This window comes from Microcoleus sp. MON2_D5 (assembly GCF_036701905.1).
Classification (GTDB): domain Bacteria; phylum Cyanobacteriota; class Cyanobacteriia; order Cyanobacteriales; family Microcoleaceae; genus Microcoleus.
Genome location: NZ_JAUBRM010000019.1, coordinates 1 through 21,798, shown reverse-complemented (window position 1 = coordinate 21,798; position 21,798 = coordinate 1). Strand labels below are relative to the sequence as shown.

Below are 21,798 nucleotides of genomic sequence, written 5' to 3'. Positions count from 1 at the left end.
GCCCCAGACGAAATTGCTTTCGGTCATGATATTGAAGACACGGAAGAGAGGGGCTGTAGCGGGCCTATTTGCGAGATTTGTTCGGCGAGCCAGCTTTCAAAGAGTTCGTTAATCAAGTGCAGCCGCATCGATTCATCGAGCTGGGCCGGCATGAACTTTTCTAGTCGAATAATTACCATCCATTCTGCCAGAGGACGTGGCGTCCAGAGTTGATTTGGCTGGCTGACGGACAAAAGTTTGCTGATTGCCGGGTGGGGCTGGCTCAGGGGTACTGGGCCCAACAAGCCGCCTGACTTGGACTCGGGCCCTTCGGAATACTCGCGGGCCACTTCTGCAAAGGTTTGTTCCCCTTCGAGGATGCGAAAGTAAAGTTCGTTTGCCAGTGCTGGATTTTTGGTGCGTACCAGGGAATAGACTACGTGGTCTAGGCTGGCTTTGCGCGTTAAAAAATAATTATCTACTTTAGGTCTCCAAGTGGCTTGCTTAAATTTTTCAATCAGCAAGGGCCTCACGGCCATCTCTTGAAGTTCTTCTTCCGTCATGTTTTGGCTGCGCAGCCAAGCTTCTTTAGCTTCGGGGGCTGTCAGTTGGTGTTGTGCCAGAAAGTTCTCGACGGCGGATTTGCGTTCTTCGTCGCTGCAACTAAAGGATGCGATCGCTTGGTCTACTATTACACCCCGCAAGAATTGCGGCATTAACTGGTACCGCTTCAGGAGCGATGGCATATCCTGAGCTTGCAGTAATTTATCGCCTATTTGAAAAAGTCCTGTCATTTTTTTATCTCCAACTGACTTGCGCTTCCCCTTTTAATTTAGCTGTGGCAGGAAAAGAGCGACAACCACTAACCCCTCGATTCCCCGATGATAGCAGACCGTAAGTGGGCTAGCGCTATTGCTGTCTATTTCTTGACGCTCTGCCTAGCGAGGGGTTCCCCGCGGGTCTCAGAATGGTAGCGGGATGCGAGAGTGGGAGAGTGGGAAAATCTTTACTTCTGCCATCTTCCTTCTTGACTCAACATCCATCCGTTAAATCCCGTACACTGCTTAGTTGCTGAACTTCCTTCTTCCTTCACTCTCGGAATAGTCTTTCAAAGAGTGTTCCGAGTTGGGTCGAGCAAGCGCGACTGTCGAGATATTTCGGGTTTGCCGCCATTTTTTGCTGGATTCGATCGCGGTAGTGCTGGCGCAGTTCTGGGTTGGTTCCCAGTGCTGTGCTGAGCTCTAAATAAGAGTTCTCGCTGTTTGCTACCAGTTCCGGAATTAGCAGTTCTTCGAGCACTGCGGCTGATTGTCGCGATCGAGTTGTTTGCCCTTTTCTTACCACTACAGGCAACCCCACCAACAGCGCTTCTGCCGCATAGCAGGCACTGCTGTATGGATAGGAGTCTAAATATATATCAGCCAATTCCAGACATTTTATGTAATCGGCGCGAGATGGCAGCGCTTTAATAACAACTAAGCGTTTTTTGTCAACCCCAAATTCGGCAAAGAGCGATCTAATTTGTTTGTAAAAAGGCACCGTCGGATAGTTTTCATTGCCGGAACTAAAGGGATACAAAACTAAAATAGAATTTGGTACCGCCGCAATAATTTTTGCCCAAGTTTCTCTCAATTCTGGGATAATTGTAAAAGCTTGAGCGCCGGACATGAACACTACAGATTCCTCGGTGGCTCCCCAACTGCTGCGAGTCGGTTCAACTCGGGCAGGTCCTGATTCTACAGTATAGCTTAAACAAACTCCCGAGCCTTTTAAAGTAATTAATTTTTCGCGATACTCTGCTGCTGCGCCTGCTGGCAAGGTCAAATCTCCGGCAATGAAATAATCGATATTTCGGCTTCCGGTGGTTGCGGGGGTTGATGCACCGGTAGCTATTTGCACCCGCGCTAGTCGGTGCAGGCACAGCAGCGCGCTTGGTTGAGAAGTGTTGGTAGTATTGGTGCAGATTAGCAGAATATCTAAATCGTGCGATCGCATTTCTCGAACTTGATTGGGCAAATCTTCTGACATTTGCACCAGTTTGTCGGCGCAATTTTCGCAATATTTCCTCAGTCGCTCGTCTTGTACCTGGAAATGGTACACGATAATTTCAAATTTGTTTCTGTCTAAATATTCACAACTCGTAATTGCTGCACGATTCTCGAATTCATCACTAATTTTATCAAGCAAAAAGCCAACTCGTATTTTAGTTGTTTCCGATTCTTTTTGAATAAAATTCCATTCAATTTGACAGCCGATAGTCTTCAAATAAAATTCCAGAATATCCGCTCGATGACTCAATACATTCAGCAAATTTGCTTCGCTCAAGGACAAAGCTTGGAAGCTAACTTTTTTCGCAATAAAAGCCGCCAAATAACGCCACACTTCTGAATCTGGAAAACTGGCGATATTAGCAGCGACATACTTGATTAACTGCTGGAAATATTCAGAGTACCTTTCTATTTCCCAGTTTTGTTTAAAATAACCGGGAGACTGAAATATAAATTTCAAAAAGTCGTCAAAAAACCACTGGGGAATCGCTGCATTGTTATACTCAAGTGGCAACTGATAAGCGTCGCGGTACAGCATCGCTGCGAGGAGATATTGAATCTTATCGGCAATTTCCCCTCCTTCAGCAAGTTTCGAGGATAACTGCTGGACAAAACTTTGTTCTTCCTCAGTTAAAGTTTCATTTTTGAGGGCGCTATCTAGGAGCAATTTATGAGCTTTCCCCATGTCTTTCGAGTAAGCACTTTCTAATTTTTTCGCTGGCAAATTCAGCCAATATTCAGCTAGCTGTTGGCGGTATTGGCGCAGTTGCGCGAGAATAGGCTGTTTTGATGGCAATTTATTGTATTGCTCAAGCAGTGCTGACAATTCAGATAAACTCGGCTGGGTTCTCAATGCCAACTTTTGGCGAATTGTCTGTTTGATTTGTTGATTCAAGAAACTGTAATCAGGACTATTTAGTAGTTTTTTGTAAAATCTGACTACATCCTTATGATTTTCCCCAGCCGCGAAGTTTTTCCAAGTTTGTTGTTCGGGATGAATCCGCAGTGAGGACAGTTTTTTATCTACAAATCCGATATGATAGTTGCCCATGATTCGCCACCACATATCTAAGTCTACATACTGAGATAATCCCGAATCAAATAATCCTATTTCTTCAAAGACTCGCGCGGCTATTAAGACGGTACTAGGTTCGCCAATTTTGTTTATCGGGTTGTTCAAGCAGTTAGTATCAGCCAGTAATTCTTTTCCGGGCTGAATAGATTTTAAATTTGACCAACTTTTATGCAAATCTTTAATTGATTGGGAAGCTAGGCGCAAAATCGGGTTAGATTCATTGTCAGCTATGGTGATGCCACGCGGGGAGAAAACCATACCTATTGCTGGGTTTTGTTGGGCGACGGCGACCATTTTTTCAATACATTCTGGTGCGAGCAAGTCGTCTTGAAACAAAAACTTAATGTATTGACCTTTTGCTTGGGATATGCAAAAGTTCCAGTTTTGTGATAAGCCGTAGTTGCGGTGCAGTACGATACGGAAATCGACTGAGGTTTGGGATTGGAAAGATTGGGCGATCGCAACTGTTTCGTCTGTGGAACCGTCGTCGGATATAATCAGCTCTATGTTAGGGTAAGTTTGGGCGATCGCACTTTGAATCGCTTCGCCAATAAATGCCGCTCCGTTGTATGTGGGAATACAAATACTAACTAAAGGTCGTGCATTTTTTACTGTCGCCCCCTGAGAGGACTTTTTCCGTATTCCGCGCTCCAAGCTTTTGAAATTATCTGTAAGTTCGGCAATATATTCGAGACGGTTTTGAATTTTGCTCCCGACAGTTGGCGGATTCAGTAAAGTCTTAATTTCATCAGCAGCTATTCTTCCAACTTGCTGAGCTTCCAGGTAATTGTTGAAGACATGACGCATTAAATCAGCAGCGTGTTCGACATCCGGTTCGGCCCAAACATTGCCTTTTTTGTAAGGCCCGCAATCTTTCTCAATTGGGATTAACTTATACTTGACTAAATAGCTATTGCCGACATTCATAAATTCTGTATTTGATGAATAGCCGGTGGCAATTACGGGTTTCCCGTAAAACATGGCTTCAGCCATTGTTAAGCCAAATCCTTCGCAGCGGTGCAGCGATATGTAACAGTCGCAATTATAGAGCAAGCCGTTAAGTTTATTTTTGGACAGATACCCGTCTAGATGTTTGATATTTGAATTATTTGCTATGGCTGAGTTTAAGGATGCTTGCTCCGCTGAAAATTTGTTGGAATTAGAAGATTTGATTACCAATAATACCCTGTTATCTTCCCTAAAAGCTTGTTTAAATGCTTGAATGGTCGCCAAAGTATTTTTGCGCTCAATGCGGCTAGAAAAGTCGAAGACAAACAAGAAAATAAATTTGTTTTTCGGTAAATTCAGTGCTTCTCTGTTCAGGGAAGGTGCGGGGAGAGCAATACTAGGCATGATTTTGATAACGGGAATTGGCGCTACTGCGGCAATTGCTTCGGCGCAATAGTTGCTGTAAGTCCATATTTCGTGAAAGTGATTAAATGCGGGCTGCCATTCCGGGGGAAAGGCGGGAAGTTCCCAGGCCCAAAAGCCGATGTTGTATTTTTTGTCAAAATAACTGGAACCTATATGTTTGATAAAGGTTGCAACTTCATCTGCGTTGACTTGAATTAAGTTTACGGGATAGGGATTATCTTGGCTAAAATTTTGATAGGTGGTGTCTTTCTTGCGGTGGGGACTGCGGGTAAAATTGTTGATGACGAAGGGAATGTTGGCGGCTTCTGCAGCCCTGATATTTGCTCGGACACCTTCTCCTATGCCAAATTCGCCGTTGATGTAGCCGGCGATGTTAATTCCGATGTTTGGGTACGAATTTTTTGCTGTAATATTTTGAGATAGCTCGGGCGATTCCCTGCGGGATAGCTTGGGTTTAAGCACTTCGGGGTAGAAATCACTTTCTGGAAAAATCGGGGAACTTTCAGCGGGTAATTGCGCTTCTGGTGAAATTGTCTTGGCGACAAATTCTCGCAAGTGTTCCTCTGATGAAAAGTCTTTGAAAGCCATCGACTTTTCCCTCAGGATCAGCGATAGCCACGAAGTATTGAGCGAGCATAAAGTGTTAACAAAATCTCGGTGAATTTGAGACTTTAAATCTGGAGTTAAATTTGAGTGCAAACTCACACTCATCAGTTCTTTGGCTAAACTTGAATAAGGCTGGTGAAAATTTTCTTCGTGGTTGTTGGGCAACACTCGATAAGCAAATAATTTTTCGGGAACTTTGGCAAATTCGCCCAATAACATCAGTTCCATCAAGAGAATAACATCACTGCCGTATTTGCCTGACATTAAATTAGTTTTTTTCAACGCATCTGCACGCATCAGCCCGTAAATGGCGTCGTACCAATTAAGTTTATATGTAAGTCGGCGAATTCGCTCGGGAATATCTTTCCCCACTGTTTCTAGCAAATCGTTGTATTCACGATTTTTCGGAAATCCCAATTCATCAATAAACTGAATTTCACTAAAACAGAGTACCGCATTTGGGTGCGATTGTAACTGTGCTAAACATTTGCTAACATAACTAGGAACCCACAAATCGTCGTGGGCAGCCCACATGAAGTATTCGCCAGTAGATAGTTTAAAGACTTGGTTAAAATTAGAGAGAGCGCCGATATTTGTAGAGTTGCGAAAATAGCGAATTTTAGGGTTTTTGGCTGCATATTCCTGACAGATTTCTGGTGTAGAGTCTGTAGAGGCGTTGTCGGAAATTAACAGCTCAAAATTCGGGTAATCTTGGGCTAACAGCGAATCTAGTGCTTGACAAAGATAGCGATCGCCATTGTATACTGGCATCGCAATGCTAACCTTCGGCTGGTTGTCTGTCGGCATGGGTTGCTCTGTTTTATTTTACGATAAACTAATCAGGAATTTTAGACAAAGTGATCGATCGCGCCAACCACGACTTCTTGAAGCTGCTACCGCCGGATGCTAAAGTCATTGTCGAAATTGGCTGCGGTACGGGTTCGACGGGCGAACAGTACAAGCTGATCAATCCCCATTGTCAGTATATGGGCATTGAATGCGATCGAGAAAAAGCTCAAATTGCGGTCGCTCGGCTAAACTGGGTGACTGTAGCCGATATTGAAGAAATTGCCCTCGAAAGTCTCGACATCGCTCCAGGAACTGTCGATTGCTTAATTTTCGGCGACTTGCTACCCTATCTGAAAAATCCCTGGGAAGTCCTCAAGCAGTACAGTGGTTTGCTGAATCCAGAGGGGCAAATTCTCGCCAGAATCCCTAATGTTCAATACTGGCGGCGAATTGTCAATCTGCTGCGGGGACAGTGGGAGAATCCCGACAGCAAGATGCAGCACTGGTTTACCCTAGAAAGTATTAAATCACTATTTGCTCAAGCCGGATTGCAGGTTTATGAATTTCAAGGGAAGGGACACAAAACCGAAAATTTTGTCCACTTTCAGGAATTACTGCATCCAATGGTAAAGGCTTTAGAACTCACATCGAGCAGCTTTGCTACGGAAACGGGTGCTGAACATTATATCGTGCGATCGACCAAATCGACCGTACCTGCGCGCCGACTGCTGATTCAGACTATCATTATGGCTCCTACAGGGTGCGATCGCGTGCGAGTTTTGGAACCGGACAAATTTAGCGCCACAATTCCCGGTGTCCGCACCGTATCCGGCGTGAAAACAGCAGGATTAATTACCCCTCTGCCAGGAGAAGAAAAAGTTTTCATCTGGCAGCGGACAATCATGCAATATCCTGCCTACATTCCCCAACTCAAAGAACTGTTGCAACAAGGCTATTTAATAGTAGCTGAAATTGACGACAATCCGATCCGCCGCCGCGAATATGCAGATAATAATTACCTCAGCTATCGCGGCTGTCACTGCGTGCAAACTTCTACAGAACCCCTCGCAAAAATTTTGCGCCAATACAATCCAAATGTTGCTGTATTTCCCAATCAATTAGCTTATCTACCTCCGCCGCGAATTTATCCGGCAGAAGATACAGTCACATTTTTTTTTGGTGCGCTCAACCGCGAAAAAGATTGGCAACCGATTATGGCAGCACTCAATCGAGTTTTAGTCGCCCACAAGCACCGGATTCGAGTTAAAGTAATCCACGACCGAAAATTTTTTGAATCCTTGAAAATACAGCAAAAAGAATTTGAACCATTTTGCAGTTACGAACGGTACCAAGAAATCATGTACAGTTGCGATATAGCTTTGCTCCCGCTTGTTTCCAACCCGGTTAACGAAACAAAATCCGACTTAAAATTTATTGAATGTGCAGCGCGGGGAGTAGCGGTACTGGCAAGTCCCACTGTGTACGAACATTCGATAGTCGAAGGTGAAACAGGATTGATTTATAGATATGAAAAAGAGTTTGAAACAAAACTAAATTCGCTGATTTCAGACACTTCTCGGCGCCGGGAAATAGCCGCGAATGCTTACGAATGGGTACGCCACAACCGCTTGCTGGGCGGGCACTACCGGCAGCGGCGAGATTGGTACTTACAGATGCGGGACGAGTTGCCACGTTTAAATGCTGAGTTGCGCGATCGCCTGCCCGAGTTATTTGGTGACTAAATGCGGTAAAATTTATAGGGTTATTGTGCGATCTTACTGTTTTATTGTTGAATTTCTAATTGTTACTCCACACCAATGCGAATTCTATTCACTATTGCTCACTTTTACAATCCCAGCGGCGAGGGGAAACACGCTTCCCAGCGAAATGATCCGCAACCGCGACTGAATGCTTTAACCGCTTGCGTGACAGCGCTGCAAGCTTTGTACGGCAAATCTCAGTCCATGATTGACATTAGCGAATGTGCAACTATCCCAGCAAATCAATCTCAACAGCACGAAATTGACATTGTTATTTGCACTACTCAAGGTTATCATCTGTTGCCTCAACTGCCCGTGCAGCCCAGATGTTTTATGCACCACGCTACCAAATGCGAACCGCTGCTTTTGGGGTTTGAGTGTCAAGCAGTTTTGCGAGCGTGTCTTAACAAATACGATTATTTCTGTTATTTGGAAGATGATTTAGTTCTGCACGATCCGTGGTTTTTTAGTAAATTAAAGTGGTTTACGCATCACGGGGGAAATGGGAATTTGCTGCAACCTAATCGCTATGAAATAGCGCCTAAAGGCGCGGTTTTTAAAGCATATGTTGATGGTGATTTAGCAGACTCAGCAACTTCTCCGTTTCAAAATGTAGAGGAGCAGCGGCAGTTAATGGGAAAAATCATGGAACAAACAGTCGCTTTTGAGCGGGCGTTGAATCCTCATTCCGGCTGCTATTTTTTGAATGCGGAACAAATGGCACATTGGGCTAAGCAGTCTCATTTTTTGGACAGAGATACTAGCTTTATCGGCCCGCTGGAAAGTGCGGCGACTTTAGGAATTATGCGGACTTTTAGAGTTTACAAGTCAACTCCTTCCTATGCTAACTTTTTGGAGATTCAACATTTTGGAACGAGTTTTCTGAATTTGATTGGTAATAAGGTGAGGGTGCCACAAGCATAATGAGTCGCTGGGTTGGGGCGGGTTTTGTATTAATATTGTATGCTGTTGGTTCGGATTGTAAACTCGGGTACGCCTCTAAAGGTTTCGGATAATATAACAACGCATCAACTGATTATTCTAGGGATGCAAAACATCGCCGATTTTAACTGTGCCACTGTTGATAATTTTGGCTAAAACTCCAGTTTGTGCGTGACCGAATTCCTTTTGGAGTAAACGGAGTAGGGAAATATCCCGATCGCCTGTATCTGGATTCACTTCTATATTGACACAGCGATTGATTCGTGCTGTAACTTCTATGCGCGCCGTGCCTAATTGAAACTGTTTTCCGATCAACTCAAATTCTGACCAAGCTGCCATACCTTCTAGCACAATGTTCGGGCGAAATCGGCCCACGTCAATGTTTTGAAGAGCGATTTCTGTTAATTGGTCTAATGTGGCTTGACTGAGTAAAGAGATGTGTACGGGTTCTCGATCGGGATAACGAGTTTCGCCGCTGGTGTCGCCGACTAACTGCAAAGGTGCAAACTGCGGGTGTCTCGCTTCTTTTGTGGGTTCAATTGCCGCCAGATATTCTGTGAAAAAAGCGCCGATGCGATCGCGCCCCGCTGCTGTGTTCGTTTCTGCCGATAACACTACAACTCCTTCACGCTTGACTGTTAAAACGGCCGTTTCCGGTTGATAATGACATTCTAAAGCTGCTAACAGAGGCCAATCGTTTTGGACAGCAAAATTCTTTTTGCTCATCCAAGGCACATTGTCTGCCGGCATTTTTGCAGCTTCAAGATTATCTGCAAACATTAAGGCAAAAGCTCGATCGCCCTTAATTCCGTGTCCTGCTGTTAAAGCAAACTCCGACATTTCTTGCGGTGTCAGCCCTTTAATTGGATAAATAAATAACTGTTTTATTGTTGCAGACATCATAAATTTTAGGAAGTTACTACAATTTTAAATCTCAATCTTATCCCCCCCTTACTAAGGGGGGTTAGGGGGGTAGAAGCTATTTCACAAACCCTTAATAAAATTGCTCTAAAAACCGGATTAAGCTAGCAATTCATAGCGGCGGATATCTGGAGGCCCAACGGCCAAACCGTCTAATTTCTGCACTGCGTCTTGAATGTGAGTTGAACCGAGATGTAGTTCCAGCAAATCTGCACTTTCCCACTCTTCAACAAAGGTAAAATCTGTGGGATCGGCTTGATTTTGCAGGAGTTCGTATTTGATGCAGCCTTTTTCTTTGCGAGTGGGCTCCATAATGCTCAGCAGCAGAGATTTAAGTTCTGCTACTTTGTCGGGAAAGGCAGCGAGGCGGGCGACTACTCGCAAGGTTGTTTTGGACATAGGAGAAAAAAGTCACAGATAGGACAATCGAATTTACCGATTTTTATTTGGCAAACTCAACAATAGAGGATTTTACTTAAAATAACCTAAAGAGGTCGATCGGTCAACGGCAGTAAAATCAATGCTGGGTGCGCTTAAGTCTCAGAAACCCGGTTTCTTGCCAAATTCTTCGTTACTAAGCGCAGAGCGTCGTATAAACCGGGTTTCTTGGTATATTTGGGCAAATACCGCAGGAACTCAATCTTTGGGATAAAATCGCTTGTTTTCTGTAGAATATTCCCAGGCGAGATTCTCGGGGTCTTTTTCGCGGCTCCACTGAGCAAACTCCGGCTTAAGTTTCCACTTGCCGATCGTAGTTGCGTGAACTTTGAATCTGCGGGAGAGTTCCGTCTGGGTAAAAGAGATTGTGGGTTTTTCAGGAGTCTTGGTTTGAGTAATGGGGAATAAATTTGGTTTTTTATCTTGTGCTTTTTCCCGATTTGTGGGAGGCTCTTGAACAGCTATTGCCGCATTAGGTGTTTCGCTTGGAGTGACAGGTGGAGCTATTTGAAAATAATACAAAATTCCGCCTTGTTCTGTCACTTCAAAATCCGCTGCAAACTCAGAGGCTCGTTCGTCGAGATACTCTTGAACCTTTTCTCCGGGGAGTTTTGCATTCATCGCCAAATCCAAAGCCGTAACTCGCCCTTGATTTTCCTTGATTAACTTGTAGAAAACCGAGTCTAAATGAGCGAGTTTGTGTTTTTGTTGCTGCTGGTAGAGCCTCCAAGCCCAAGCAATGCCCGCTGTGGTGGCGATCGCCCAAAACATCGTTCCCGACTCGAAACTGGCAACCGCCGTCAAGGAAATAGGCAAAAGCAGGGTAAGATATCCCCAAATGCTTCCCTTCTTTAGGTTATTGCTGTTTTTGACCATAGTTCCTAAACAGGTACGTAGTTTAGCTTAGTAGAGCGTGTCTGAATGCCGCGAAAGTTTTTCGACAGTCGATATATCGGCTAATCGCTGACGCACTCTACTACACCATCCCAGAATCTACTTTTTTTTGCAACCGAGGGTTCATGTACTTTTTTCGCAAACAGATTGCCATCCTGCTGATAGTTGTTGCTTGCTGTACGCTGACGATTAGTTGCAGCGATAGCCGAGCTGTCCAGTGTACTAAATTTACTGAAATTGTCAACAAAGGCAACGCTCTCATGGATGTTGATAAAGACAGCAACGATGCTGCAACGACCGACAACTTAGCTAAAAATTTGAACCTGATAGCGAAGGAACTTGAAGATCTGCGAATAACAGATCCAACCCTCAAAGAAATTCAGAAGCCATCGGTTAAATCCTTCCAGGAAATTAGTCAAGCACTCGGCGACATAAGCAAAAGTCTTCAGGCTGGAAATCTCGCTTCTACAAGTATAGAAGGTCGAGAGCAAATCCAAACCGCTCAAGCAGATATTATCAGAGCAGGACAGCAGGCGAATCAAGCAGCCGCAAATCAAGACGCTTTGACTAGCAAACTGATTAATTATTGTAAGAGCGATCGCTAAAGGCTAAGAGTTTTGAGTTGGGAGATGGCCACGCGAACCCCAACAACCCACGGGGGGTGAATGAATTTGAGGAATGCGTCGCCTTCACCTACTATCTACCCCTTTGCAATTACCCAATTTAGTGATGAATTTCTAGATTCAAAATATAGCGACCGAGTTGTACTTTCTCCGACCACAACTCGTATTCTAACTGCAAGTGTCCGGGTTCCGGCTTTCCTGTCAGCGTCAAGTTGCGGGTGAAGTTGCGGAGCCGCAACTGTTCGGGAGTCGCCAGCGATTCGCCCTGAAGCCAATAACGGCTCAGGCCGTACATTCCTCGTTCCCAGCAGTGGCGGTAACTGTATTTGCCGTTTCCTTGCATGGTCATAATGACTCGATAGGGCGAAACTTCTAGCCAGAGCAACCGGGGTTTTGTAGTTGGGGGCAAGATTGTAACTTGCTCGGCAGATTCGTCGGAGCCGTCGGAAAATTCGCGATCGATTATTGCTGGTTCGTGTAACAACAAGTGAAAGCGATCGCTGTCTTTTTGATAAAGGGTAGCAGCGGTTTCCACGAATGACCACAAAGGTAAATCTGTGGATACCAGCGATAAACTGACAGGCTTGCGGTGATGGGTCAGCATAAATAAAATTTTAGGAGTTGTTGTGGATCGGGCGGTTTGAGATTTGAGATTTTAGACTTTAGATTTTAGATTTGCTGGGTTCCAAATTCCGGAGCTTTTGCTTAAAAAAATGAAAAACCTACAACTCGCAATCGAAAATCTAAAATTGTTCAGTCACAATTCAATCATCTGGTCGATAACTGAGAGCAGGAAATGAAATCTACGCATATACACGGATAATATTTGTGAAATTTATGTGAAATTAATGTGAAATCCGTGCGGTTGCGTCCGTCCTCCCTTGTCGCCGATAACTGACAGAAGAGTCTGCGGGCGAGTTTAATCAGCCTTTAAGTTAACCGGACACATTGGGAAAAAACCCGCAGGCCGTACAAAAGACGACTGACTTAGGACTGGGAAAAAGGTAGGATAGCTAACGCCATCCAATCCTAGTTTATCTCAATGCAAGCTGACATTATAACTACTACGCTTCTTGACAAAAGCCAAACTTTAAGCATTCAAAAACCGGCCTCGGGCTTGTCGCTGGTGGGGAGGATTCGAGTTCCGGGCGATAAGTCGATTTCTCACCGAGCTTTGATGTTGGGTGCGATCGCCCAAGGCGAAACTACTATTGAAGGACTACTCCTAGGGGAAGACCCCCGCAGCACGGCTAAATGTTTCTCGCTCCTGGGAGCCAAAGTTTCTGAACTCAACGCGGAACGGGTGACAGTCACGGGCGTCGGAATTGGCGAGTTAGAGGAGCCTGTAGAAGTCTTGGATGCGGGTAATTCCGGCACGACGATGCGGCTGATGTTGGGAATTTTAGCCTCTCATCCGGGGCGTTTTTATGCAGTAACGGGCGACAGTTCTCTGCGATCGCGCCCCATGTCGCGCGTCATTAAACCGCTGCAACAAATGGGATCACAAATTTGGGGCCGAAAAAGCAATTCTTTAGCTCCTTTAGCGATACTCGGACAGCAGTTAAAACCGATTCACTACCATTCTCCGATCGCCTCGGCTCAAGTTAAATCTTGCATTTTGCTCGCCGGTTTGATGGCAAGCGGAGAAACTACAGTCACAGAACCCGCTCTGTCGCGGGATCACAGCGAGCGGATGCTGCGAGCGTTTGGAGCCCAATTGAGCGTCGATCCAGAAACTTGCAGCGTGACAGTCACTGGGCCGACACAACTGCAAGGGCAGAATGTGATTGTACCGGGGGATATTAGTTCGGCGGCTTTTTGGCTAGTTGCTGGGGCGATCGTCCCGGGTTCCGAGCTCGTAGTCGAAAATGTCGGCGTCAACCCAACCCGTACAGGCATTTTGGAAGCTTTGGAAATGATGGGCGCCGATATTGAACTGCAAAATCAGCGAGAGGCGGCTGGGGAACCGGTAGCGGATATTTTGGTTCGCAGTTCCGGCCAATTGCGGGGATGCACCATTGCTGGCGACTTAATTCCCCGACTGATTGACGAAATCCCGATTTTGGCGGTAGCAGCGATCTTTGCGTCCGGTACTACAATAATTCGAGATGCGGCCGAGTTGCGAGTCAAAGAGAGCGATCGGCTGGCCGTGACTGCTGCAGAACTCAACCGCATGGGAGCCAAAATTTCCGAGTTACCCGACGGTTTAGAAATTACCGGGGGAACTCCTTTGACCGGCGCCGATGTTGACAGCTACACCGACCACAGAATAGCGATGAGTTTGGCGATCGCAGCCCTCAACGCCACAGGTATTACTAACATTCACCGGGCAGAAGCTGCTGCCATTTCCTACCCCGACTTTACCGCCACTTTGCAACAAGTTTGCCACCCTAATTGAGAGGGGGGAGAGCCGGAGAGCGGGAGATTGGGAGAGCCAGGAGTGCGAGATTGGGAGAGGGGAGAGTGGGAAAAATCTTCTTTATTCATTCTTTCTTCTTCATTCTTCCTTCTTCCCTCTTCCTTCTTCCTTCTTCCTTCTTCCTTCGTTTAAGAATCTTTACCTACAACTTGTTCTTTTAAAGAATCAATTTCCGTTAACAACTCTTGGCGGTTAGAAGCCTTGAGCAGATAGCGGTAAACAAACCAACCCGTATATCCCATCCCAATCAACTCAAAAACGGGAGCTACCAAAGGGACATCATTAAGAGCACCTAAAACTCCCAGCATTACCTTAATACTAATGCCGCCTGCCAGAATTAAACCAATAGTTATGAGGGGCTTTTGGTAGTCAGCAAAAAAATTGGAGACATAGGTTGGAAGTTCCGACAAAATTGTCAGAAATTGGTCTTTAATATCTTGGAACTGGCTCGTCGGTGTTTCTGTGGTTGTCACTGTAGTCATGACCCCCGGTTGGTCAGGCACCAGGTCTACTGTGACGACTTCAGTGACTGTTTGTGCGTCGTCAGAAAAGTTAGCTTGTGTCATTTGATACTTCCTCCGGTGTCAAGTACAATTGCAGGCTTTGAGTGGCTGCCCGTATAATTCTCCGGCAATTAGCACAGCATTCGCGCTGCCGGGACTAATTGATGAGACTAAGGCAGAGCTTCACAAATTGCAAGCAAAAATAAGGATAAGACTTGATTGTAAACAATTTCCCCCGTTGCCAAATCGGTCTTTTGACTCATTTTTTCACTTGAGCGAAGTCGATTTGATTGGGGCAAGGGCGTCCTTGTTCAAAGTCGGTGATATTGGCGATCGTGGTTTCGGCAATATTTTTCAAAGCTTCCTCGGTGAAGAAAGCTTGGTGTCCGGTAATCAGGACGTTCGGAAAAGTCAGCAAACGCTGAAAAACGTCGTCTTGAATGACCTGATTTGACAAATCCTCAAAAAACAGATCCGTCTCTTGTTCGTACACATCTAAGCCGAGGTAGCCAATTATACCCGACTTCAGCCCTTTGGTAACAGCTTTAGTGTCAATCAACTGACCGCGGCTGGTATTGATCAGCATCATCCCCGGTTTCATTTGCTCGATCGCCTCTGCACCGATTAAATGGTAAGTTTCCGGTATCAGCGGACAGTGGAGGCTGACAATATCAGAGGTGGCGAACAGTTCCGGGAGTGCGACGTATTCCATGCCTAGGGCGAGGCAATCTGGGTTGTGGGAAACATCGTATCCCAGCAGGCGACACCCGAATCCGTGCAGAATTTGGGCAGTAATTGCGCCAATCTTGCCAGTCCCGACGATTCCCACCGTTTTGCCGTGGAGGTCAAAACCCAACAAGCCATCTAGGGCGAAATTGCCTTCGCGGACGCGGTTGTAGGCCCGGTGGATTTTGCGGTTGAGGGACAAAATCAGAGCGACTGCGTGTTCGGCGACGGAGTAGGGAGAATAAGCGGGAACTCGGAGGAGAGTTAGATCTAAATCCTTGGCTGCTGCTAAATCGACGTGATTGAATCCGGCCGATCTCAGGGCCAGCAAGCGGACGCCTTTTTCGGCGATCGCCCCGAGCGTTTTCGCGTCCAAGCAGTCGTTCACGAACGCACAGACGGCCGGAAATCCAGCAGCCAAAACGCTGGTTTCCAGGGTCAGATGCGGTTCAAAAAAAACCAACTCGTGTTGACCGCCGACATTGGCTGCTGTCAGAAAAGTGCGATCGTAGGATTTGGTATTAAATACGGCTACCTTCATGATTTTTGCCTGCAAATCCAGTAATAGTTGGAAATTTTTTCCAGATTAACTCTAAATTTTACTAGAGCGCCGTTGTCCCAAACAACCCACTTTCCATGAGCAATATTGAATTTCGCAACGAGAGCATCTGTGAAGACACCATTTTTTTAGCTTTAGGGCAAGTCCGGCTTAATTTTGTGAATCTAATTGCTTAGACTGTAGTAAAGCGCGATCGTTAATTGCTATTTTTTTAGGAGAAAGCCAAATGCGTAAACAACTCAAAACTATAATATATGAAATATTAGAAACCTCCGACTCAAGCAATTTATACAGTTTAGCAGATGATGTTGTCATAACTTGTTTAACTCTGATCAACGTCGCAGCTTTTATTGCTTCTACTTCGCCCACCTTGTCGCCACAACACACATCGCTTTTGGCAAACATCGAAATTGTTTCATCCTTAGTATTTACCATAGAATATATTTTGAGGCTGTGGGTGTCTACAGTCGATCGCAGATACAGCCACCCGCTTTGGGGAAGATTGAGATATGCTCTTACACCGCTAAGTTTGATAGATTTAATTTCCATCTTACCTTTTTACTTTTTGCTGTTATTTCCTAGTTTTAACTTTGTTAATTTAATTCGTGTACTGCGCTTATTGCGCTTGCTAAAAATGAGCCGTTATTCAGAGTCAGTCCGAACTCTGGGAGCAGTATTGTACGCTGAAAAAGAGGAGTTAATGGCCACTGCATTTGCAGTTTTTATTCTGTTAATATTTGCCTCTAGCATCATGTATTTTGTTGAATACGAGGCACATCCAGAAGCTTTTGGCAGCATCCCCGATGCAATGTGGTGGGGAGTTGTGACATTAACTACTGTTGGTTACGGCGATATTTATCCAATCACTCCTTTAGGAAAATTGTTGGGAGCAATATTAGCATTTTTGGGAATTGGAATTTTTGCGTTACCTGCGGGGATAATTGCTGCGGGTTTTTCCGAGGAAATCCAAAAGAGAAAACAGGAAAAAATGGCTGCCAATTTAGAGCAATCTGCGAAGTGTCAATCGGTCAAAAGGCTGGCGGAAATCGAGGTGGGCTTTGAAGAAAAGCAAAGGGCGATCGCACTTCACATCGAAAGTTCGTCCGAGTTGATGAAAATGTGTGTTCAAACGGCGAAACAGAAGTTAGGGAGTGATTTTCAAAATGAACAAATTCTTCGTGATTTAGCTATTCATCTGTACAACGAGACTGTTCGCAAATTCCAGCTTTAATTACAGCCATAGCAGAAGGAAGAAGGAAGAAGGCTATAAAGGAAGGGAAAGGAAGGGCGAGCGCATCATCGACGGCCCGAGGATGCCGGGAGTAACTCAGTCCTCGATCGCCTCAATACCAAGTTGCCTAAGTCGCTCAATGTGGTCCTTCATGGCCTTGAGCGCTTCGGGGGAGTGCCCCTGCCAATCCGTGACCTCGCCCGTGACGCGCAGCGGCTCCCGGGATCGGTATGACTTCGTTGGATTACCCGGGTATTTCTTGTCCGTCAGATTGGGGTCATCCATAATCGGGCCGGTCGGTTCCACCATGTAGATTCTGCCGGGTCCTTCGCCGAGGGCCAGCTCGGCCCCCCAAGTAGCCGCATCCAAGGTGGCAGTCAGATAGACGTAGACTGCCTTATTCCTCTTACCGTAGTTAGAGTTGTAGCCGGGCACGATTAGGTCTCCCGGCTTCAGGTCAGCCCGTGTGCCATGGTAGAACTGCTGCGGAATCATATCGTCAGTGGCTGTCATCGGCTCGCTCCTGATACTGTTTGTCTTCCGCTCGCAAATCTCGCGCCGGTCTAGACAGGGAGTAGGTTTGCCTGAGACTAGGGCGAACGCATCTAAATTTCATGTTAACAGAATATGGTATATTGCAATACGATTGACTTGAAAACAATCTGACTTTCAAGAAATGCCTGTATTGCCTATAAAATGCTGAGATTACATTCGTCAAAAAGCGTTAAGTTAACTGTATTGACTTATGAACAGCGTTCAATAAGATGCGTTCTTCCTGGCTATAAAGGCTTCGCGAGCGGCTAAAAAGAAGGAAGAAGGAAGAAGGAAGTTGAGTTTGTAGGGTATGGAGTGTCCGACCAACTCCAATACAGTTGACTTAAGCACAATCTGATTTGGGAAAAATGCCTGTATTGCCTATACAATCGCGATCTGAAATTCGTCAAAAAGCGTTAAGTCAACTGTATTGCTACAAACTCAACCTGTGCTTACAGCACACCGTACAAACTGGACTAATGACTAATGACTAATTACCAATCGGGCGGCAAATTGTAATATTCAAGAGTCGATTTATCTTTCAGCAAATCTTCAGTTTGCCGATCGACCTGAATCTGCCCATCAGCCAAAATTAACGCCCTTTGAGTCGTTTTCCCGATCCAATTCAAATTGTGAGAAGCGATCAAAATTACCTCGATCGGCAATTGGGACAAAACCTTAGCCAAGTGACGCCGCCACGAGGGATCGAGTCCATTCGTCGGCTCGTCTAAGATTAAAATTGCTGGGTCTAATGCTAAAATGGCTGCCAAGGCTGCTAATCTTCTTTGACCTCCCGAAAGTTCGTGGGCCGAACGGTTGGCAAATTCTACTAAACCAAATTCGTCTAATAGGGCTAAAGCTCGATCGCGCGCAACTCCGGGCGGCACTCCGTAATTGCGCGGCCCGAACATGACATCCTCTAAAATAGTCGGCATAAATAGCTGGTCGTTAGCATCTTGAAAGCAAAATCCAATCTGCCTCCGCGCCTGCGATAAAGTCGCCTCTTCCAACTTTTTTCCCTGCACTCTAATCTCGCCCGCTTGAGGCATTTTTAATCCGATCAAGTTTTCGAGCAAAGTGCTTTTACCAGCACCTGTCAGGCCGAGTAGAGCAACTCTTTCTCCCGGTTGCAAAGTAAAAGAAATTCCCCGCAATACTGGCTTTTGATCGGGATAGCCAAATACTAAGTCTTTCACTTCGATTGTTGGTGCGGATTTGAGATTAGTCATCCGATTTTAGATTTGAGATTTTAGATTGAATAATTTCCACTCGTTCCCAGGCAGAGCCTGGTAACGCAGATCCGGAGGCTCTGCCTCCACTTTTCCTCCGCAAGAAGCGAGGCAGAGCCTCTGGAGCTCGATTCCCAGACAGATCCCGGGAACCAGTTAAATGCCCAAGGCCCAATTACGAATAACCGTAAGAAGCTATTGTTAATCCGGCTGCTATTAAAATTGCTAGTGTCAGCCAGAGTCGCTCTTTAGGTGTCGATTGTGAGTCGGCGGGCAAACTTCCTTTATAGCCGCGAATTAGCATGGCTGCGTGTACTCTTTCTGCCCGATCGAGACTTCGCAAATAAAGCGCTCCGATCATGGAAGCACTGGCGTAGCGGAGCCATCCTCCGGTACCCGATAAGCCCCGGAGTTGGGCAGATATTTTCATGCGGTTGACTTCTGCCAGCAGGATTTCTAAGTATTGTCCTGTTAAAAGTACAATCTCTTGCAAACCTGCTGGTAGCGGTAATCCTTTGAGGGCGATTCCGAAACTGTGGGGTGGCAAAGTTAGCAGAAAGCTGTTCATAATTAGCAGGCAAATTAGGGAACGCAGCAACAGAAAACTGGCGCGTTCCCAACCTTGGGGCAGCACTAATAAGGAGAGAAAAAGCAATTCTGCTCCCAACAGTTGCGCTAGGGTTCGCACCGGAGCCCTGAGCGAAAACGACCAAAAAAGTGCGCTCGCCCCATAAATTCCCAGCCATAGCCAAGCGCCTGTCTTCAGAAAACCCATGCCAATCACAATTGTGAGAGACACTCGCAATCGAAAAGGTATGGAGAGTTTAGACATCTTTAGGTTTTACCACCAACTGAGCAATCCCAAAAGCCGCGCCGAAGCTGAAGGCAGACCCTAAAAGTCCAGCAATGCTAGTACCAATAGGCTGTTCTTCTAATCCTTTAACTGTGTAATCTGCTAAAGGAGTAGGATTTTCGATCGCCACAGCTTCTTTATCTTTAAAGCCGTGTTTTTCGGCTACCGCTTCTAACCCGTCAGGCCAACTTGAAGCAAACAGTGAAAGCACCCCGGAAATTAATAACACTCCGATTACTGGCACTACCCATTTCTGCAATTGTGGCTGTTGTCCCGGCAGTAAATCCGGCCGCACTTTGACGAGATAAGTTAAAACGCCGCCTGTAATTACCCCTTCGCCAATGCCAATTAAAATATGTACGCCTACCATTGCTGGCAATGCGATATTGAGCCCTACTGTACCAGAAATTGCCAATTGGATCGCCACACAAATAGAAGCAGCAACGACGCTGAGGGCGGCTGCCATCCCCGCAGCTAGGGGCAAACGATTTCTGGAACCTCCCAAGAGTTGCTGCAAGGGCTGCAACAGCCACCAGCCCGCCCAAATTCCAACTAGCCCCATATTAAAAATATTGGCTCCCAGGGCGGTGATGCCCCCGTCGGCAAACAAGACGCTCTGAATTATAAAAACCGTGCTCATTGCCAAAGTTGCCGCCCAAGGGTTCCCCAAAACGACGGATGCGAGCGCCCCTCCCAACAAGTGGCCGCTGGTGCCGCCGGCTACGGGAAAGTTGATCATCTGGGCTGCAAACACGAAAGCTGTGGTTAAGCCCATGATTGGGGCTTGTCGAAGTCCAAGACTCGCGCGGGTTCGATTTAGGGCAACTGCAATTACTGCTGCGCTTGCTATGCCGGTGGCAATGGCTACTGGCGGTGAAAGGAAACCATCAGGTATGTGCATCGATCTATCCCAAACGAGAGAACTTCCAACTCTTTAGTCAACTATTTTTTACAAAAATTTAAAACCCCCTCTGGGGGCATTAATGCGATCGAGCGATCGGAGGATTGGGGGCGGGCGATCGCTTATTGGATATAGATTACCGCCTCATGGGCAGAATTTTGAGGATGAGAAATTTTACATTAAATAATCCTGAAGAATTATTCGGATATTTTACCGACCACCCTCACATTGAAGCTTTTTGATAAGAATTATCAATATTTGTTTACACATTCAACTCCAAAATTGTATTCACCGTCAAGCTCAAATAAGAATTTTAAAAAAATATAAAGAATACCCTGAAAATCTCTCATTGGTTTTATTCTGCACTCTTGAAAATAAATAGCATTAAGTTTTTGACGACCGCAACAGTGAAATTAGCAGATAGCTAGTCAAAGCCAAAGTATTGCGTGTTATAGAAACTAAAAAGTCCGAATTATTGCGGCTCAATATAGTTAGCAGTAGGTTTGCAGTTGTCGATCGCGCCAAAGTGCGATCGGCTTTACCCGCACGAGCTGCATTTTCAAGAAACTCAAAATACTAATGCGCTTATTCTCAAGTAATTTTCCGCACAACCTACAGGATGTTTGCCAGTGGTGCAGCACTCAACCCAAGACTCAACTACCGATTTAGTTGCATCTGAATTTCCCAGACAATTAGATATTGCTCAAGTTTCTATCTACGGGCTGAGCTTTTTATCTGCTGGTTTATTTCTGTTTTTACCTCTAGTTAACTTATTGCATCCGAGCCCTTGGCAGCGGTGGATGGGAACCATTCACCGCATGGGTGCAATGTCCGCATTACTGGTAATTGTTTATACGGGACATTTGGCTTTTCCCTTGTTGCGAGGTGCCGGTAAAATCTTGCCACAAATGCGTACTTTAGCCTTTTGGTCAACGCCAGGGAAATGCACAAAATACTTTGGGTTAGCGTCGGAGTTTTGACTCTTTTATTTATGACTTTTCCCATCGCAATGTGGCGCGTTAGCCAAAAAGAAAAGTTTCGCGGTTTTCACGTCAAGTCTTTGACAATCGAGGGGCAAAATCCCGCTCATGCTATTGCTAATGCTGTTGCTAAGGGACTGGCCCAACCAGCTATTGCCAGTAGCAGTGCGCTTCCGGCTGCAAATAATTCCTGGCGTTGCTGAATTGATGTATGATATAGTGATCGAGAGCAAAGTTGACGAAAAACAATGAACAGCAAATTAGAGTCCATCGAATGTCCTGAATGCAAGTCTACTCGTATTAATAAGAATGGGCATAAAGCAGGTAAACAGAATCATATATGTGTTGATTGTGGTAGGCAATTCATAGATTCCTATCAATCCCATCAAGGGTACGCACAGGAAGTTAAAAGAG

21 protein-coding genes are annotated in these 21,798 nt (G+C 45.6%); 9 read left to right on the top strand and 12 right to left on the bottom strand.

Features of this window, described 5'->3' with window-relative positions:
- Nucleotides 1-23: 23 nt before the first annotated feature.
- Both QUA47_RS09280 and QUA47_RS09275 read right to left on the bottom strand, forming a co-directional pair.
- The gene (locus QUA47_RS09280; RefSeq protein WP_333430537.1) at nt 24-773 is read right to left on the bottom strand and encodes a peptidylprolyl isomerase; all 750 of its coding nucleotides are present in this window, start codon (nt 771-773) and stop codon (nt 24-26) included.
- Nucleotides 774-1,068: 295 nt separating this feature from the next.
- Nucleotides 1,069-5,889 carry a glycosyltransferase gene (locus QUA47_RS09275; protein WP_333430536.1) on the bottom strand — a complete coding sequence of 1,607 codons (4,821 nt, stop codon included), beginning with the start codon at nt 5,887-5,889 and terminating at the stop codon, nt 1,069-1,071.
- 50 nt (nt 5,890-5,939) lie between these two features.
- Between QUA47_RS09275 and QUA47_RS09270 the strand changes: the two genes are divergently transcribed.
- Together QUA47_RS09270 and QUA47_RS09265 are read left to right on the top strand one after the other, a co-directional pair.
- Complete coding sequence (locus QUA47_RS09270; RefSeq protein WP_333430535.1) at nt 5,940-7,613, top strand: methyltransferase domain-containing protein; 1,674 nt, start codon at nt 5,940-5,942, stop codon at nt 7,611-7,613.
- Between the two features lie 75 nt (nt 7,614-7,688).
- Nucleotides 7,689-8,555, top strand: a complete 867-nt coding sequence (locus tag QUA47_RS09265) for a calcium-binding protein (RefSeq protein WP_333430534.1) — start codon at nt 7,689-7,691, stop codon at nt 8,553-8,555.
- A gap of 117 nt (nt 8,556-8,672) precedes the next feature.
- Here the strand turns inward: QUA47_RS09265 and QUA47_RS09260 are convergent, their stop codons facing one another.
- The 3 genes from QUA47_RS09260 to QUA47_RS09250 all read right to left on the bottom strand — a co-directional run bounded on the left by QUA47_RS09260 (nt 8,673) and on the right by QUA47_RS09250 (nt 10,808).
- Nucleotides 8,673-9,476 (bottom strand): MOSC domain-containing protein, encoded by an 804-nt coding sequence (locus tag QUA47_RS09260; RefSeq protein ID WP_333430533.1) that lies wholly within the window; start codon nt 9,474-9,476, stop codon nt 8,673-8,675.
- Nucleotides 9,477-9,593: 117 nt separating this feature from the next.
- Nucleotides 9,594-9,893, bottom strand: a complete 300-nt coding sequence (locus QUA47_RS09255) for a putative quinol monooxygenase (protein WP_190656699.1) — start codon at nt 9,891-9,893, stop codon at nt 9,594-9,596.
- A 237-nt stretch (nt 9,894-10,130) separates the two neighbouring features.
- Nucleotides 10,131-10,808 (bottom strand): hypothetical protein, encoded by a 678-nt coding sequence (locus tag QUA47_RS09250; RefSeq protein ID WP_333430532.1) that lies wholly within the window; start codon nt 10,806-10,808, stop codon nt 10,131-10,133.
- Between the two features lie 143 nt (nt 10,809-10,951).
- Here QUA47_RS09250 and QUA47_RS09245 point away from each other — a divergent pair, with 143 nt between their 5' ends.
- The gene (locus QUA47_RS09245; protein ID WP_333430531.1) at nt 10,952-11,431 is read left to right on the top strand and encodes a hypothetical protein; all 480 of its coding nucleotides are present in this window, start codon (nt 10,952-10,954) and stop codon (nt 11,429-11,431) included.
- A 118-nt stretch (nt 11,432-11,549) separates the two neighbouring features.
- On the opposite strand, the gene QUA47_RS09240 is transcribed toward QUA47_RS09245, so the two are convergent.
- Entirely contained in the window at nt 11,550-12,053 is a 504-nt protein-coding gene (locus tag QUA47_RS09240) for a hypothetical protein (RefSeq protein ID WP_333430530.1), read from the bottom strand.
- A 438-nt stretch (nt 12,054-12,491) separates the two neighbouring features.
- Here QUA47_RS09240 and aroA point away from each other — a divergent pair, with 438 nt between their 5' ends.
- Entirely contained in the window at nt 12,492-13,847 is a 1,356-nt protein-coding gene (gene aroA, locus QUA47_RS09235) for a 3-phosphoshikimate 1-carboxyvinyltransferase (RefSeq protein WP_333430529.1), read from the top strand.
- A 149-nt stretch (nt 13,848-13,996) separates the two neighbouring features.
- On the opposite strand, the gene QUA47_RS09230 is transcribed toward aroA, so the two are convergent.
- Nucleotides 13,997-14,434, bottom strand: a complete 438-nt coding sequence (locus QUA47_RS09230) for a CAAD domain-containing protein (protein WP_333403384.1) — start codon at nt 14,432-14,434, stop codon at nt 13,997-13,999.
- 196 nt (nt 14,435-14,630) lie between these two features.
- Nucleotides 14,631-15,638, bottom strand: coding sequence for a 2-hydroxyacid dehydrogenase (locus QUA47_RS09225; protein WP_333430528.1), 1,008 nt, complete (start codon nt 15,636-15,638; stop codon nt 14,631-14,633).
- A 244-nt stretch (nt 15,639-15,882) separates the two neighbouring features.
- Between QUA47_RS09225 and QUA47_RS09220 the strand changes: the two genes are divergently transcribed.
- Complete coding sequence (locus QUA47_RS09220) at nt 15,883-16,887, top strand: ion transporter (protein ID WP_333430527.1); 1,005 nt, start codon at nt 15,883-15,885, stop codon at nt 16,885-16,887.
- A 96-nt stretch (nt 16,888-16,983) separates the two neighbouring features.
- Here QUA47_RS09220 and arr read toward each other — a convergent pair whose 3' ends face one another.
- The 4 genes from arr to QUA47_RS09200 all read right to left on the bottom strand — a co-directional run bounded on the left by arr (nt 16,984) and on the right by QUA47_RS09200 (nt 20,404).
- Entirely contained in the window at nt 16,984-17,400 is a 417-nt protein-coding gene (gene arr / locus QUA47_RS09215; RefSeq protein WP_190738102.1) for an NAD(+)--rifampin ADP-ribosyltransferase, read from the bottom strand.
- Between the two features lie 515 nt (nt 17,401-17,915).
- Nucleotides 17,916-18,650: an ABC transporter ATP-binding protein gene (locus QUA47_RS09210; RefSeq protein ID WP_333430526.1), complete on the bottom strand. Its 735-nt coding sequence runs from the start codon at nt 18,648-18,650 to the stop codon at nt 17,916-17,918.
- 175 nt (nt 18,651-18,825) lie between these two features.
- Nucleotides 18,826-19,482 (bottom strand): energy-coupling factor transporter transmembrane component T, encoded by a 657-nt coding sequence (locus tag QUA47_RS09205; protein WP_333430525.1) that lies wholly within the window; start codon nt 19,480-19,482, stop codon nt 18,826-18,828.
- Nucleotides 19,475-20,404, bottom strand: coding sequence for an energy-coupling factor ABC transporter permease (locus QUA47_RS09200; RefSeq protein ID WP_333430524.1), 930 nt, complete (start codon nt 20,402-20,404; stop codon nt 19,475-19,477). The genes QUA47_RS09205 and QUA47_RS09200 overlap by 8 nt, the downstream gene beginning before the upstream one ends.
- Between QUA47_RS09200 and QUA47_RS09195 the strand changes: the two genes are divergently transcribed.
- The 4 genes from QUA47_RS09195 to QUA47_RS09180 all read left to right on the top strand — a co-directional run.
- Nucleotides 20,399-20,539: a hypothetical protein gene (locus QUA47_RS09195; RefSeq protein WP_333430523.1), complete on the top strand. Its 141-nt coding sequence runs from the start codon at nt 20,399-20,401 to the stop codon at nt 20,537-20,539. The two genes, QUA47_RS09200 and QUA47_RS09195, sit on opposite strands and share 6 nt — an antisense overlap.
- 494 nt (nt 20,540-21,033) lie before the next feature.
- Complete coding sequence (locus tag QUA47_RS09190; RefSeq protein ID WP_333430522.1) at nt 21,034-21,384, top strand: hypothetical protein; 351 nt, start codon at nt 21,034-21,036, stop codon at nt 21,382-21,384.
- An 11-nt stretch (nt 21,385-21,395) separates the two neighbouring features.
- Complete coding sequence (locus QUA47_RS09185; protein ID WP_333430521.1) at nt 21,396-21,587, top strand: hypothetical protein; 192 nt, start codon at nt 21,396-21,398, stop codon at nt 21,585-21,587.
- A gap of 66 nt (nt 21,588-21,653) precedes the next feature.
- A partial coding sequence (locus QUA47_RS09180; protein ID WP_445302496.1) for an IS1/IS1595 family N-terminal zinc-binding domain-containing protein occupies nt 21,654-21,798 on the top strand: 145 nt, incomplete at its 3' end.